Origin of the sequence: Oligella urethralis DSM 7531, assembly GCF_000372065.1 — a bacterium.
GTDB lineage: Bacteria > Pseudomonadota > Gammaproteobacteria > Burkholderiales > Burkholderiaceae_B > Oligella > Oligella urethralis.
Genome location: NZ_AQVB01000003.1, coordinates 152,843 through 167,699 on the forward strand (window position 1 = coordinate 152,843; position 14,857 = coordinate 167,699).

Sequence of the window (14,857 nt, forward strand, 5' to 3'; positions counted from 1 at the left end):
CATGATCCCTAGCTCAGTGACTACTGCGCCAAATAGTACTGCGCATAAAGTAATAAACCAGCCAACGCAGGGTCCTCAAAGGGCAATAGCTCTATTGTATCAAATCCGTGCAATTGAGCTTGCTCTGACAGCAACCTGGATAATTCAGGCAGCACGTAGTCTGCTGCACCACCCGCATAAAACACCACCGGCGCTTGCTGACAATGCTTAAGCACATGGAGCCATTGGCGTAACACCGCCCCCACTTGTGCTGCTGTGATGCCACTCAGTAAAGCCTCTGCGGTAGAACTTGGAAAAGCCGGCGGATAACTGGACGTGGTCCATTGAATGGCTGGTAATTGCGCCGTACCGCTCACTAAACTATCACTCATTAACTGCAGCCCAGGCAAAATCAAACCGCCCAGAAACTGATCCTGAAACACCGTATCTATTGTTGTGGCTGTACCGAAACTAATTAACATCGCCGGTCGCTTTTGAGCGGCTTCATGTACACTCAGCCCCAACATGGCTAACCAGCGATCGGAACCCAGTTGCTGATACTCAGCATAGGCATTACGTAAGTGCAATAGCTGTGGCTCGGAAGCGAGCCAATGTAGCTCATAAGCTTGCTCACCACAATACGCATCTAATTGCTCTCTAATCCGGGCTGCGCTCAGCGGACCACTGACATTCACCCCTATCACGAGGCTAGGCTTAGTAGCAAATTGCTTAAGCTTTGCAGCTAAACCCTCAATTTCCGCATGCGTCACAATAAACTTCACTGGCGCTGCTGGCACCTCATCTGTCCCTGCGGCGCTAAGTCGTTCATAGTAAGCAAATTTAATCCGCGTATTACCCGCATCAATCAGCAAGACCGCAGCACTGCCCTTAGCCATTATCCGCCACCATGGGATCAATTGCCCGAATGGAAATATCGCCGTAAATCACCTGCTTTACTCCCTCATCAGTCCGTACTAATAAGCAGGCATTTTTGTCCACTCCCTCTGCCTGACCGCTAAACATCAGCTCCTGGCCATTCAGCACATCCACCGTCTGCTGCTTTAAAGCATCCACCACCGCATGACGCGCCACAAACGGCTCAAAGCCCGTTTTTTGATACTGTAAAATCGCCTGATACCAAGCATTGGCAAGCAAAGCCACCATACTACTGACATTTGCCGCCGCTTTAGACTCCCGCTCCGCTAATGATGACAACACCGACGTCCAATCCGCCACCGGTCGCTGCAAGGACTCACTCAAGGCTTTGGCATGTGACAGATTGAGCCCCATACCAATCACCACCACATGATGATGCGCTGAGAAACGCCCCACCGCAGGCCTCACCGCCTCAACCAATAAACCTGAAAGCTTGGCCCCGTCAAACAAAATATCATTGGGCCATTTCATACTTAGACGATGCTCATGCGCTGCACCAACTAATTGACGTAGCTGCTCACACACCACAATGCCGCATAGCGGCGCCAACATCGGCAACTGTGTGGCTGGCATATCCACATCAAAGGCACAGGAAAACATTAAGGTGGTCTTATCCAGATCCTTCCACGTACGGCCGCCACGCCCCTTGCCCTGCGTCTGATGATAGGCCCCCAAAAGCACTGGGCGTACTTGCGCCGACTCGGGCTCAACTTGACGCGCCCGATTAATTAACTGGCTATTGGTAGAATCCACCTGCTCCAGCCATTGCACCTCAGCAAAACCAGGTAATTCCGCTTTAATTTTAGCGGCTAGTTGCGCTGCAGGGGGTAAAGTAATTAAAGGCATAAACTATTTTTCATGACAGATTTAATACAACTCACAGCATAGTCTACTGCAAAAAAGGCTGCAAATACTGCATTGTGCGCTCAGTTGCCCCACGATGTTGCACCAGCCACTGCTCTGCCGCTTGACCCATCGCCTGTGCTTGTGCCGGTTCAGCTAATAATTGCTGCGCCATGGCAATGGCCTCTAAGGCTGACTCACAGCGCCGCGTCGCCCCCGCCGCAATGGCATCGGCCACAGCCTGTTTAAAATTAGCCGTATGTGGCCCCACCAGCACTGGCAACGCCAAGGCACTAGGCTCGATATTATTTTGTCCGCCAAAATCCGCAAAGCTACCACCCACAATCACCACATCAGCCAGCCCATAGTAAAAAAACATCTCACCTAGGCTATCACCTAATAATACATGGCAATGGCTAAGTGCCTGCGGTGAAGGCTGTGATGAGCGGCGACAGTAACTTAAGCCAGAGGCCTCCAATACTTGCGCCACTTCCTCAAAGCGCTCTGGGTGACGCGGCACCAACACATACAGCGGTGTCGGGGCTGAAGCCAATGACTGTGGCAATGCGGCGGTTTTTATGCTGTCTAAAAACATCCACTCCTCGCCCTCCCGTGTACTGGCAATCACCACCACGGGACGCTGTAATTGCTGCTTAAATTGCCTTGCCTGCTGTACTACGGACGTGGGCACCTTCACATCGAACTTTAAATTACCAGCCAACTGCACCCCTGCTAAACCATAGTCCTGCAGCCGCTGTTGATCCTCCGAGCTTTGCGCCAAAATCAAGGCCAATGAAGTAAAGGCTTCCTTTAACACGCTGCCGAGACGACGGGCCTGCTTTAATGAAGCATCAGAAAAACGTGCACTCACCAGCACCATCGGAATCTGCTGTGCCTTCGCTTCAGCGAGTAAATTAGGCCAGATTTCTCGTTCGATGAGAATGCCACAGCGCGGTTGCCAATAATCCAAAAAGCCCTTCACTGCCCTCGGCAAATCATAGGGAATCCAAGCTTGACGCAACTGCCCTGAACGGATATAGGCCTCGAAGAAGCTCGCCCCCATCGCTCGCCCCGTTGCCGTCATATGCGTTAATAAAACCGGTAACCCCTGATCCAATAAGGCTTGAACCAAGGGTTGTGCTGCCCGCGTTTCACCTAAACTGACCGCATGCACCCAAACCGCTCGCTTAAAATCTAAAGCCACCGCTACCTCATCGTCTGCAGCCGCAACGGCTGAGCTTTGTAAAGCAGGCTCTACTCCCTCATAGCGTCCAAAGCGCTCCGGCGCTCGTATCTCCCACACACCGCCAGCACGCTTAGCTTTACGCGCCAGCAGTGCCAGCATAATGGGCGCTACGACTTTAAGCAAGCAGGTATAGCAAAAGCGATTCATCAGGACTCCGCCGGCTCCACGAGCAGCTCATCCGCGGCACTCTCTTCTGAGGCACCGAGCGCTTGCTTTAACTTTAACAGCACCACCTCACGACTTGGCGGCACACCTCGGTCGCCCAAGCTTGCCGTCATACCTGCACCCGTTAAGGGCGTACGCACCGGCGTAGAAGCACAATAAATACCAATCGTCGGTCGACCTAAGGCTGCCGACAAATGGGTCAGCCCGCTATCTAAGCCGATCATCAGACGGGCAGCCGCTAATTGATGGGCCACTTCCTTTAACGGTAACGCAGTTAACAGCGTCACCTTAGGATAGTGTTTAACCAATTCGGCAGCGCGTGCGGCCTCTTTGTCATTGCCTGCGAGCACACGCAATTCCAAACCATGCTCAACCAATAAATCCAAAGCCGCATGCCAATCCTCCTCCGGCCACAGCTTATCATCGCGACTGGCGGATGGCATCACTACTGCATAATTCTGAATCTCCACGCCCTCGGTAAACGCTTGCAAACCAAAGTCTGGCGCTCCCTCATATTGATAACCCAAAGCCAAAGCCGCTAACTCACGTTGCCGAGTGACGGCGGGTTGCCAAAAGTCCACCCGATGACGCTGATGATAAAACAACGAAGCTAAACGCTCTCGCGCCGACTTCCAATCCAAACCATGACGCTCGCCAATGGCTTGACGCACCACCCACACCGACTTCATTAAACCTTGCATATCCAAGACCATATCGTAGTGCGTTTGGCGCAACTTTTTTCTAAAGGCGGCCCGTTCACGTCTCGTCTCACGACTCCACCAATGCTTACGCCAACGTCGATGGGAAATTGGAATAACCTGATGTACCGCTGGATGCCAGGCCGGAATGTCGGCAAAGCTTTCCTCTACCACCCAATCAATCATCACCTCTGGACAGTGCTTGGCGATATCGGAAATCGCCGGCAACACGAAGATCAAATCGCCTAAAGAGGATGAGCGCACGATCAATATTTTTTTTGTCATAGCTTCTTTCTACGTTAATAACCTAAGCTTAGCGCTTAGCGGCAAATGGTCTGAGATCTTCGTCCAAGGCTTGCCTTTGAGTACCTCAGTGGTGTCAATTTCAAAGCCGCGCTGATACATACGGTCCAAACGCAACCAAGGAAAGGAGGCAGGATAGGTGCGCGGATTATAGTAACGCCTTTCAATAAAAAAGGCCTCCGTCAAGCGCATAAAACTATCCGTCTTCATATAACTGGCCAAACGCTCCAGGCGCCCTTTAAGCTCTGGGTTTTGCCAAATCAGTGCCATTTCATTAAAGCCCTTTTGGAAATTCAATTTAACCGCAGGGAACTCCATATCGACGCGCTTAGCCTCATCTTCAAACACCTCTTGCAAGTGCAGCACGGACATTAACTGACTGCTAAGCTGCTGCGTCCAGTCATTAAAATCACCAGCAATAATTACCGGCTCATCATCCCTCACCAGACGATTAATCCGCTGAGCAATCGCCTCCACCTGCCGTCGACGACTTTGTTTGAAAAGGCCTAAATGCACCACAAAACAATGCACAATACGCTGTTGCACCTGTACCTGCACATGTAGGACCCCGCGCTGCTCTAAACGATGATCGGAAATATCCTGATTATCCTGAAAAACAATTGGATAACGACTTAAAAAGGCATTACCATGGTCCGTGTTGCGGCGAATCGCATTACGCCCATATACCACATGCATACCCAAAGCTTCCGCTAAACGCTCTGGTTGATTATGTAGCGCATCCTCCAGATCGTTGCGTCCCTGCACTTCCTGTAAAAATATCAAATCGGCATTTTCTCGCTGCAGAGCGCCTTTTAACTGAGCAAATGATTGGCGTATACCTAAGGGCGCCTTACCCTTGTGAATGTTATAAGTTAAAACTTTTAATTGAACCATGGCTTAAGATGCTACTTCGTATTCAATGTCATTGCCTTTATACTAAAGCTTAAAAAAGACAATTTTAAGAATCAGCTCAAAGAAAAAATTAATCCCAGCCCCAATCACTGGTTGAATCACACCAGTTAACAACAGCGCCAATAAGATCCAAATCCCATAAGGTTCAATACGTGCCAACAGATTTTCTGTTTTTAAAGGCACAATATTCATCAACACTCGACCACCATCCAGCGGCGGTATTGGCAATAAATTCAAGACCATCAAAATCAGATTAATGGAAATACCCGCACGCGAGACCTCCCATAAAAAGCCCTGCGTTTCACCCATTGAAAACAAAATGCGCAACAGCAACGCCCACAGCAATGCCATTAAAAAATTTGCTGCGGGACCAGCCAAGACCACCCAAATCATATGACGCCGTGGCTCTCTTAGCTGCCCCTGATTTACCGGCACCGGCTTGGCCCAACCAAAGAGCATACCGCCCAAAAATAAGGTCAATAGCGGAAAAATCACGGTACCAAAAGGGTCAATATGACGCGCTGGATTTAAGCTTACACGGCCCAACACATAAGCCGTATTATCGCCAAAGCGTTTTGCCACATAGCCATGGGCCGCCTCATGTAAAGTAATGGCAAAGATCACCGGAATGGCATACACCGTGACCAGTTTGAGTGTTGATTGAATATCCATAAGCACTAGTTCGCAAAGGTATTACAAGCTTCAATACTGCCCGTCTTAAAACCACGTGTAAACCAACTCACACGCTGCTCTGAAGAACCGTGTGTAAAGGCATCAGGCACCACATAGCCCTGCGTATTACGCTGAATCCGGTCATCACCGACTGCCGCAGCGGCATTCATCGCATCACGAATATCTTTCTCGTCAATCGTATCACCCTGCTTAGCCAACTCATGTGCCCAGATACCGGCAAAACAATCCGCCTGCAACTCCGTCAATACAGAGATTTGATTGGCCTGTCGTTGATTGCTGCGTTGTTGCGCCCGTTGGGTCTGCTCTAAAACACCCAAAATCTGTTGTACATGGTGACCGACCTCATGCGCAATCACATAGCCTTGGGCAAACTCACCGCGTACTCCCATGCGCTTACCCGTCTCGCGGAAAAACTCCAAGTCCAAATACACCGTCTGATCCGAAGGGCAATAAAAAGGCCCCATCGCCCCTTGACCCAAGCCACAGGCGGTACGAGTAGCACCACTATATAAAACCAAACGCGGTTCTTTATAACGACCATATTGATGCTGCCTAAACTGCTCAGCCCAAATATCCTCAGTTGTCGCTAGCACCTTAGACACAAAAACACCCTCGGCATCTGTTAACTCACCAGTACTGCCACGATGTGAAACCGTACTTTGATCAACCTCCAAGGCACTCATCCCGCCAAGCAGCTGTAAGGGGTTTACGCCAAAAGCCAACCAAGCGACTAGCGCAATCACAATCGTGCCAAGGCTGAGCTTACCCCCACGAAAAATGGGTATCCCACCACCCATACCACCGGCGCCGCGTTGACCGCGACGATCCTCTACATTGCGACTCTGTCTTCTACCGCCAAGCCTCATAATAAACCCCTTAATACCTAAAAAACCTGCAAATTAATGCATGTGCCAACCATTTGTCACCACAATAGACTGTCCCGTCAAGGCATGACTTGGGAAAGTAGCCAAAAACAACGCCGCATCACTGACATCATCAAGCGTCGTAAACTCACCATTCACCGTATTCTTAAGCATCACGTTTTTAACCACTTCCTCCTCGCTAATACCCAATTCCTGTGCTTGCTCGGGGATTTGCTTTTCAACCAGCGGTGTGAGCACAAAACCTGGACAAATCACATGGGAACGAACATTATGCGCTGCACCCTCTTTGGCCAATACCCGATTTAAACCGAGTAACCCATGCTTTGCCGTGACATAAGGCGCTTTTAACACTGAGGCTTCATGCGAGTGTGCCGAGCCCATATAAATCACGGTGCCGCCGCGATTATCCTTGTACATATGCTTGAGCACTGCCTTTGTCGTTAAAAATGCACCATCCAAATGGATCGCTAGCATTTTCTTCCACTGAGAAAACTCAAACTTATCAATGGATTCAATGATTTGAATACCCGCATTTGAAATCAAGACATCAATCGCACCAAAGGCCTGCACTAAGGCCTCAACCCCCTTATTCACCTCGTCTTCACTAGTCACATCCATCGCAATTGCCAAGGCACGACCACCGGCTGCCTCAATTTCCTCAACAACTTGTTGTGCAGCAGCCAAATTTAAATCAGCCACACCGACCGCCGCACCCGCTGCCGCAAACTTAAGGGCTAGATTACGACCCAAACCACTACCAGAACCCGTAATTAACGCGACTTGCCCCGCTAAAGAATAGCTTGCCTTAACCATCTATCATCCTCCATCTCTCGCTTGTAAGAAAAAAATAATTGTAGAATAAAATATTCCTCACTATCTTAGTACTGTTAACCGTTATTATCAAACCTTAAGATGCGACAATAACGTAAATCTTTATTCAGCTTTTAACCTTAACCAACAAATAACTACTACGATGAAAAAAATCTGCTTTGTTACCGGTGCTACCGCCGGTTTTGGTAAGGCGATCAGTCAGCAGTTGATCACACAAGGTCATACTGTCATTGCCTGCGGGCGTCGTGCCGATCGCCTTGAAGCCCTACGGGCGGAACTCGGTAGTAATTTACACCCACTTGTCTTTGATATTCAATCCAAAGAGGCAGTCATTGAAGCGATTAATCAACTGCCATCGGCGCTTAAAGTGATTGATGTGTTAATTAACAATGCCGGCATGGCCAAGGGACTAGCCAAGGCACAAGCGGCCGACTTAGACGATTGGGAGCAAATGATTAGCACCAATATCAACGGCCTACTCTATGTCACGCATCAAATCCTGCCAGGCATGGTGGAGCGTAATCGTGGTCTGATTATTAATATGGGTTCAACCGCAGGTACTTGGCCCTACGAGGGTGCTAATATCTACGGCGCTAGCAAAGCCTTTATACGCCAATTCAGCCTTAATTTACGCACCGACTTAGCTGGTACCGCCGTGCGCGTGACAAATCTTGAACCTGGTCTCTGCGGTGGCACTGAGTTTTCTCATGTGCGCTTTGATGGCGACGAGGCAAAGATCAAGGCCCTTTACGATAAGGTTGATTTTGTGACCCCAGAGGATATTGCCAATATCGTTTCCTGGCTCATCGCCCAACCCGAGCACTTAAATATCAACACCATGGAGCTGATGCCAGTGGCGCAAAGCTATGGCGGCCTCAAGGTGACTCGCAAAGCCTAAAATAAAACAAAACCGCTAATTCTGACACGATAGAATTAGCGGTTTGACTTAGCGCAGTGAGAATAACTTACTGCTGCTCAGCTTTTTTGCGTAAACGAATATGTAATTCACGTAGCTGCTTTTCATCAACCTCAGACGGCGCATTGGTCAATAAGCACTGAGCACGCTGAGTCTTAGGGAAGGCAATGACATCACGAATTGACGGTGCATTAGCCATGATTGTCACTAGACGATCCAGACCAAAGGCTAAACCACCATGCGGTGGCGCACCATAACGTAAGGCCTCAACCAAGAAGCCAAATTTCGCTTGAATCTCTTCATCGCTCAGTTTAAGTGCTTTGAAGATTTTCTTTTGTACATCTGAGCGATGAATACGCACTGAGCCGCCGCCGATTTCCCAGCCATTTAAGACCATATCATAGGCCTTGGCAAAGGCTTTTGAAGGGTCGGACTCAAGAAAATCTTCGTGACCATCTTTGGGACTGGTAAAGGGATGGTGTGCAGCCACGTAGCGCTGATCCTCTTCATCGTATTCAAACATTGGGAAGTCAACCACCCATAAAGGCTTCCAGCCAGCGTCAAATAAGCCATGCTCCTTGGCAAAATCGCTATGACCTAATTTCACGCGCAAGGCACCAATGGCATCATTCACCACCTTGGCCTTATCCGCTCCGAAAAATAAAATATCACCGTCTGTCGCACCGGTGCGCTTTAAGATCTCAGTTAAGGCCGCATCGTGGATATTTTTAACAATCGGCGATTGTAAGCCCTCGCGACCCTCAGCAACACTATTTACCTTAATCCACGCCAGACCCTTGGCGCCGTAAATAGAAACATACTGCGTATAGTCATCAATTTCCTTACGAGATAGTGCTGCACCACCCGGTACTCTGAGCGCTACCACTCGACCACCGTCAGTATTGGCAGGACCGCTAAACACCTTAAACTCAACGTCTTTCATCACCTCAGTTAACTCGGTGAATTCAAGCTTCACGCGCAAGTCAGGCTTATCCGAACCATAACGCTGCATGGCCTCCGTCCAAGGCATGGTTGGGAAAGGATTCGGCAGCTCAACGGCCAGCACCTCCTTGAAGATATGACGGAGCATTGATTCAAAGATCTCGCGAATTTCCTCCTCATCAAGGAAAGAAACCTCGCAGTCTATCTGAGTAAATTCAGGCTGCCGGTCGGCACGTAAGTCCTCATCTCTAAAGCACTTCGTGATTTGATAATAACGGTCATAACCGGCCACCATCAATAACTGCTTAAATAACTGCGGTGACTGTGGCAAAGCGAAGAACTCACCCGGATTAACCCGTGACGGCACTAAATAGTCACGTGCGCCCTCAGGCGTGCTCTTAGTAAGCATCGGTGTTTCAATATCAATAAAGCCCAGAGCATCCAGAAACTTACGCGCCTCCATGGAAACCCGGTAGCGTAACATCAGATTTTTCTGCATCACCTCACGGCGCAAATCAATCACGCGGTGAGTCAAACGAATCGTCTCGGATAAATTATCATCGTCCAACTGGAACGGCGGGGTAATCGATGGATTTAAAATCTCAATCGCCTCACACACTACCTCGACCTCGCCCGATTTAAGATCCGGATTAACCGTACCCTCAGGGCGGCGACGTACAACACCGGTTACCTTTAAGCAGAACTCATTACGAATACCCTCAGCGATACTAAAGGTGTCTTTATTTTCAGGGTTACATACCACCTGCGCTAAACCCTCGCGGTCACGCAAATCAATAAAGATAACGCCGCCGTGGTCACGTCGACGATGAACCCAACCGAATAAAGTAACTGTTTGATCTAATTGATCTAGTCCAACCTGACCTGTATAGCAGGTGCGTTTCATATTTGCTCCGAAATCGCTTAAATGCGTTTTATTAGTAGAATAACTAAATGATAAATAAAGGGTGTCTGATTAACTCTCAGACGAGCCGCCTGATTTAGGCTTAGCGCTATCACGGAAATCAGTCACGTACCAACCAGTGCCCTTTAGCTCAAAACCAGCCGCAGTGACCTGCTTCACCATAGTCTCCTGATCACAGGCATCACAATGCGTTAAAGGAGGATCGGACATCTTTTGCAGCAACTCTTTTTCTGCACCACAACGTTCGCAACGATAGACATAAATAGGCACAACAAACTCTCTAACAGCAATCGCTAAAAAAGGAAATAAAGGGCTATATTTTAGCCCTTTTTCCTCCTTAAGGTAGCGCTTTAAGCGCAAGATTTATAATAAGACAAACAGCAAGGAAGCAACCAAGGTCGGACCTAATGCAGCTAATAATAAATACTGTGCCGCAATGGCCTGATCAGGGAAACTTCTTCTTAAGAGAGAGAAACCGGCCGGGTTAGGTGCGTTAGCAATCACGGTTAAACCACCACCACTGACCGCACCAGCCACAAGCATATAACGCCACTCGGGACTGGTACCCTCAACCAAAGAACCTAAATAAGTTAAGGCTGCGTTATCAGTAATTGCAGTCAAGGCCGTTGAACCCACAAATAACACCAACGGCTCTAAACCAGCCAATAAACTCTGCAACCACCACTGCTGCATACCACCTAAAATCAAAAGACCAGCCAAGAAGAAGCCGACCATCAAGCCCTCCTTAATCAGCAAGGGGTTTTGATAGCGATTATAGGCCGTACAATAACCAATAAAGAGCATCAGCATACCCATAAAGATATGCGGATGATGGGAGAAAAATACCACCCCAAGCAAGAACAGACAATGCACTAAAATCACACTGGCAGGCACCACCTCGGCTCGTTCAGCCACCCCGCCTCGCTCAATACGTGTTTCTTTAGTGATAGGAATACGCGCCGTGCGAATAATTTCACGACGACAAATAAAGGTGATGGCGATCGCATTAATAAAGACAGCGATTACTGCCTTCCAACCAAAAGTTGTCAACATGAACAAGCTGTCCCAGCCGAAAGTGTTAGCCACAATTAATACCGGTGGCGCCGCAAACGCAGTCAACACACCACCGATGGAAATATTGACAAAGAGCACACCCAGGGCCAAATACTTATACTTTACACTCTGTGCTCGACTGAAATAACCCTCTTTGAGCATCAACGCTGCTAAAGTCATAGCCGCAGGTTCGGTGATAATTGAGCCAGCTAAAGGCACTAAACTCAAGGTAATAAAGAACTGCGCCACCTCAGTCTGCACCGGCAGCACTCGCGCCAAATAGCGCACAATACGCTGCACCAGATCCAAAATAGGACGGCTTGCCGCAATCACCATAATGGCAAATACAAAGAGCGGCTCGGTAAAATTACGACCATCCATATAATGCACAGCAGACTCAATACCGCCAGTGGCCGCCATAATCACCAAAAAGATGGTCGCCCACAGCCCGAACACGCCCTCAACCTCGGATAACAAGTGCCAAAGCCCCTGGTGAGGACCTGGTCTATGGGCAATTTTGGCGAAAATAGGTACGGTAAATGTATGAATAATTGCAAGACCGAATAAGACGGTTGCTAATAACTCAATTGAGGTTGGCATGCTTTAAGCTCCAAAAATAAATCTCATCTAAAATTTATCAAATGTAATTTTAAATTTCAACGCAAGCGTTCGATTTTAAACCAGTTTGGAAAAATAAGCAGCCATCGTTAGCACTAAGACAGTTCTAAGCGCATAATTTAAAAAACATGACGCGGTTGAAACGGTGCAGTAGCCACCAAATGACTCAACTCCTCAGCAATCTCATAGTCCACGATTGCTGTGCCATTAATCGTAAAGGCACCAATTCGCTCACCCGCACTAGTCGGCTTGGTATCCGTAGTCGCAGCCAAGTTATAACCTTTGAAAAAGAAATAGGGAATCACCTCCTCCAAGCTTTGTAAATAAAGACCATCGCCATTACGCTCACGCCGCCCCTTAGGGGTCACCACAAAACCAAAACTACCCGTCTCTTTAAAGCACTTTTTAAAGGGATATAGTCTAGCACCCGTGTGATGAATTAGCACTAAACGCTTATCAATAGACTCCTTTCTGCTTGCTATCATGCCTACTATCCTAAATCGAAATTATCAAATCAATACAAAGACTTATATTGCACTCAACTCATCATATACTTAAGACTGAGCGCTGTATATCAGGGTGGTTATTTTTGTCCTACTGATGAATACATATGTAGTTTTGTGTATTGTCCCTGCAACAGGTTCTGAGCACAATAAAACGTGGCTGCTAGCCTTTCCAAGCAGTTAACTGCTGACTACAATCATTATTAGGGAGATACACCATGAAAAAAGGCTATATGGTTATTGGCGCCTACGGTCAAGTCCAATTAAAAGAAGAACTGCTGAGCCATTTGCAACTAAAACCCGGTCAGATCATTAACTATAAGCAATTGCCGGGCAATAAACTCTTACTTGAGGGTATCCCCCTTGAGGAGAGCGGCGGCCATCACCTGTCAGGTTATGATGAATATTACGAATTAGCTGAGGATACTGGTGAAGCAAGCACAGACCATTACCTTAATACCATGCAATACAGCCTTGGTACGAGCATGCGATTACATTAGTGCTTTAGCGCTTGCACATAATCACTAAGTAGCTCAGCACTGATCTCGCCCACATGCGTAGCCACTAGCCTATTCTGATTAAAAAAAAGCGTCACAGGCGTGCCTAGTGTCTGATAGTAACTTGCTATCGCTTGGGTGGGATCTAATAGAACCGAAGCCTGTAGTTGTAAATCGTGCCTTGCTAAATAGTCCCTCACCACCACCTCAGTTTCACCTTGGTTAATTAAGTAAAACTGCAGCTCCGGATAATCTGCAATCGCCTGCTGCAGCATCGGCATCTCACGATGGCAGGGCGCACACCATGTTGCCCATAGATTAAGCACCACCTTATCATCAGCATGCGCTGCGAGATTAACAGCTTCATCCTGTAGGTTAACTAGCTGAATATCCGCTAACTGTGTGGAAGCCGCTTTAGGCGTCAGGCTAAAGGCGAGATAAATAGCAGAGCCTGCTACCAGTAAAGCAGCAGCAGCGATTGCCCGATAACGCCAAGCACTTAAAAAGAAGAGACTCAGTACTGCCGCAACGATAGCCCAATGACTATCAAAACCACCTTGCCAAATATAAAAAAAGCGTAAAGGATTTTGCTGATAACTATCCCAATGCCTTAATACAAAGCCAGCTCTAGCTGCTAAAAAGGCAGCCACCAGAGCAATGCCAACCCAGGTATCAAATTGTGGGTCTATCCAACGCTTTAGTAGCGATCCAATGAGCATTAATACTAGCACACCGATAAGCGTCGCAAAAACCATCGGTGGCAACAAAAAAGGGCCTATCACCATATGACTGCTAAGGAAACTGTGTTAGTACAAACTATAGTGTAGCGATTACTAAGCTAGCATATGGTTTTGTAGGCCACTGCTAGATTATTGTCTAGAATTCAAGCTGCAAAACCGAAAAAGTTTTCATCATCACGAAACCAGCCCGTTATGCTCCAGCGTGTTTTGCTGCTAGGCAATACCTCATGCTCAAAGAGATCACTACGGAATATCACGATGCGTCCGGCGATAGGTAAAACACGAAACAGCACTTGTTGCGGATTAAAAGGATCATAGATCAGCAATTCACCACCGTCTTCCGCCGTCCAATCCGGATTTAAATAAATGACTATGGTTATTTTTCTAAAGGTAGTGTTATGATGCTGGTCAATATGACGTTTATAGCCCGTACCTGAAGCATAGCGCGCATAGTGTAATTCAACTTGCTTTAAACCCATAAAAAAATACTGATTAAATGCCTGTTGCAATAACTCAGTCAATGCAAATATTTCCTGTGAGGCTTGATAGCTATCATGTGCATCTAACCAAAGAATGGAATCACCGCGAATATCCGCAGCCAAGGCAAGTTGTTGCTTACGTCCAACACGAGCATCGTGAAACTGACCCAGTTGCCAGCGTTGATGACCCTCTATTAATAATGATTGCACCAAGGCTGGAGATAATAACTCATCACTGATAAAACAACCCTCAGTTTCTAGAGCAGTTAAAATGGCATCAAAAGTTGGCATGCTAAAACCCTGTGACTACGCTGTCGAGTCAAATCATAATCGCCATAAAGCTAACTAGATCGAGTGACAACAATTAAAAACGGAGAATAATTTTATAGCGACAGGATATGTTTTGTATAGTTTTATTTTTGGAGGCAATAGCTAATCGCGTCAACGTTAGCGATGTGTCTAGAAACGTCCCTAAGTACTCTTAGTTGGCGCGCAGCAAAAACCCCTGAGAGCGTTAGCTTTCAGGGGTTTGATGTAAATTGCCTGACGATGACCTACTTTCACAGGAGCGAATCCAACTATCATCGGCGCTAAGGCGTTTCACTGTCCTGTTCGGGATGGGAAGGAGTGGGTCCACCTTGCTATGGTCGTCAAGCGAAGCTTGTACTGCTGTTTAGCAATTAGGAAGAAGCACAAT

General features: G+C 47.7%; 16 protein-coding genes and 1 rRNA gene. 2 read left to right on the forward strand and 15 right to left on the reverse strand.

Annotated features, from left to right (window positions below):
* Positions 1 to 20: 20 nt before the first annotated feature.
* Genes A3GA_RS0103220 through A3GA_RS0103255 form a run of 8 tightly spaced genes read right to left on the reverse strand, consistent with a single transcriptional unit; the run spans position 21 to position 7,472 of the window.
* Positions 21 to 875, reverse strand: coding sequence for a type III pantothenate kinase (locus A3GA_RS0103220; protein WP_018025949.1), 855 nt, complete (start codon positions 873 to 875; stop codon positions 21 to 23).
* Positions 868 to 1,761, reverse strand: coding sequence for a biotin--[acetyl-CoA-carboxylase] ligase (locus A3GA_RS0103225; protein WP_018025950.1), 894 nt, complete (start codon positions 1,759 to 1,761; stop codon positions 868 to 870). Before A3GA_RS0103225 ends, A3GA_RS0103220 begins: the two co-directional genes overlap by 8 nt.
* A gap of 43 nt (positions 1,762 to 1,804) precedes the next feature.
* Complete coding sequence (locus A3GA_RS0103230; RefSeq protein WP_018025951.1) at positions 1,805 to 3,151, reverse strand: 3-deoxy-D-manno-octulosonic acid transferase; 1,347 nt, start codon at positions 3,149 to 3,151, stop codon at positions 1,805 to 1,807.
* Positions 3,151 to 4,152, reverse strand: a complete 1,002-nt coding sequence (gene waaC / locus A3GA_RS0103235) for a lipopolysaccharide heptosyltransferase I (RefSeq protein WP_018025952.1) — start codon at positions 4,150 to 4,152, stop codon at positions 3,151 to 3,153. Before waaC ends, A3GA_RS0103230 begins: the two co-directional genes overlap by 1 nt.
* A 9-nt stretch (positions 4,153 to 4,161) precedes the next feature.
* Positions 4,162 to 5,064 carry an endonuclease/exonuclease/phosphatase family protein gene (locus A3GA_RS0103240; protein ID WP_018025953.1) on the reverse strand — a complete coding sequence of 301 codons (903 nt, stop codon included), beginning with the start codon at positions 5,062 to 5,064 and terminating at the stop codon, positions 4,162 to 4,164.
* A gap of 42 nt (positions 5,065 to 5,106) precedes the next feature.
* Entirely contained in the window at positions 5,107 to 5,754 is a 648-nt protein-coding gene (locus tag A3GA_RS0103245) for a site-2 protease family protein (RefSeq protein WP_018025954.1), read from the reverse strand.
* A 5-nt stretch (positions 5,755 to 5,759) separates the two neighbouring features.
* Positions 5,760 to 6,641 (reverse strand): KPN_02809 family neutral zinc metallopeptidase, encoded by an 882-nt coding sequence (ypfJ, locus tag A3GA_RS0103250; RefSeq protein WP_018025955.1) that lies wholly within the window; start codon positions 6,639 to 6,641, stop codon positions 5,760 to 5,762.
* Positions 6,642 to 6,674: 33 nt separating this feature from the next.
* The gene (locus tag A3GA_RS0103255) at positions 6,675 to 7,472 is read right to left on the reverse strand and encodes a 3-hydroxybutyrate dehydrogenase (RefSeq protein ID WP_018025956.1); all 798 of its coding nucleotides are present in this window, start codon (positions 7,470 to 7,472) and stop codon (positions 6,675 to 6,677) included.
* 160 nt (positions 7,473 to 7,632) lie between these two features.
* Between A3GA_RS0103255 and A3GA_RS0103260 the strand changes: the two genes are divergently transcribed.
* Positions 7,633 to 8,388, forward strand: coding sequence for an SDR family NAD(P)-dependent oxidoreductase (locus A3GA_RS0103260; protein ID WP_018025957.1), 756 nt, complete (start codon positions 7,633 to 7,635; stop codon positions 8,386 to 8,388).
* 67 nt (positions 8,389 to 8,455) lie between these two features.
* Here the strand turns inward: A3GA_RS0103260 and aspS are convergent, their stop codons facing one another.
* The 4 genes from aspS to A3GA_RS0103280 form a co-directional block, all read right to left on the reverse strand.
* Positions 8,456 to 10,252 carry an aspartate--tRNA ligase gene (gene aspS, locus A3GA_RS0103265; RefSeq protein WP_018025958.1) on the reverse strand — a complete coding sequence of 599 codons (1,797 nt, stop codon included), beginning with the start codon at positions 10,250 to 10,252 and terminating at the stop codon, positions 8,456 to 8,458.
* A 69-nt stretch (positions 10,253 to 10,321) separates the two neighbouring features.
* Positions 10,322 to 10,540 carry an FmdB family zinc ribbon protein gene (locus tag A3GA_RS11230; protein ID WP_036559463.1) on the reverse strand — a complete coding sequence of 73 codons (219 nt, stop codon included), beginning with the start codon at positions 10,538 to 10,540 and terminating at the stop codon, positions 10,322 to 10,324.
* 93 nt (positions 10,541 to 10,633) lie between these two features.
* Positions 10,634 to 11,923 (reverse strand): putative Na+/H+ antiporter, encoded by a 1,290-nt coding sequence (locus tag A3GA_RS0103275; protein ID WP_018025960.1) that lies wholly within the window; start codon positions 11,921 to 11,923, stop codon positions 10,634 to 10,636.
* A 137-nt stretch (positions 11,924 to 12,060) separates the two neighbouring features.
* Positions 12,061 to 12,426: a hypothetical protein gene (locus A3GA_RS0103280; protein ID WP_018025961.1), complete on the reverse strand. Its 366-nt coding sequence runs from the start codon at positions 12,424 to 12,426 to the stop codon at positions 12,061 to 12,063.
* A gap of 236 nt (positions 12,427 to 12,662) precedes the next feature.
* Between A3GA_RS0103280 and A3GA_RS11235 the strand changes: the two genes are divergently transcribed.
* Complete coding sequence (locus A3GA_RS11235; RefSeq protein ID WP_018025962.1) at positions 12,663 to 12,944, forward strand: hypothetical protein; 282 nt, start codon at positions 12,663 to 12,665, stop codon at positions 12,942 to 12,944.
* Here A3GA_RS11235 and A3GA_RS0103290 read toward each other — a convergent pair.
* From A3GA_RS0103290 to rrf, 3 genes are all read right to left on the reverse strand, one after another.
* Entirely contained in the window at positions 12,941 to 13,726 is a 786-nt protein-coding gene (locus A3GA_RS0103290; RefSeq protein WP_018025963.1) for a TlpA disulfide reductase family protein, read from the reverse strand. The two genes, A3GA_RS11235 and A3GA_RS0103290, sit on opposite strands and share 4 nt — an antisense overlap.
* A gap of 98 nt (positions 13,727 to 13,824) precedes the next feature.
* Positions 13,825 to 14,451: a 2OG-Fe(II) oxygenase gene (locus A3GA_RS0103295; RefSeq protein ID WP_018025964.1), complete on the reverse strand. Its 627-nt coding sequence runs from the start codon at positions 14,449 to 14,451 to the stop codon at positions 13,825 to 13,827.
* Positions 14,452 to 14,701: 250 nt separating this feature from the next.
* Positions 14,702 to 14,815 (reverse strand): 5S ribosomal RNA (rrf, locus tag A3GA_RS0103300).
* Positions 14,816 to 14,857 lie beyond the last annotated feature (42 nt).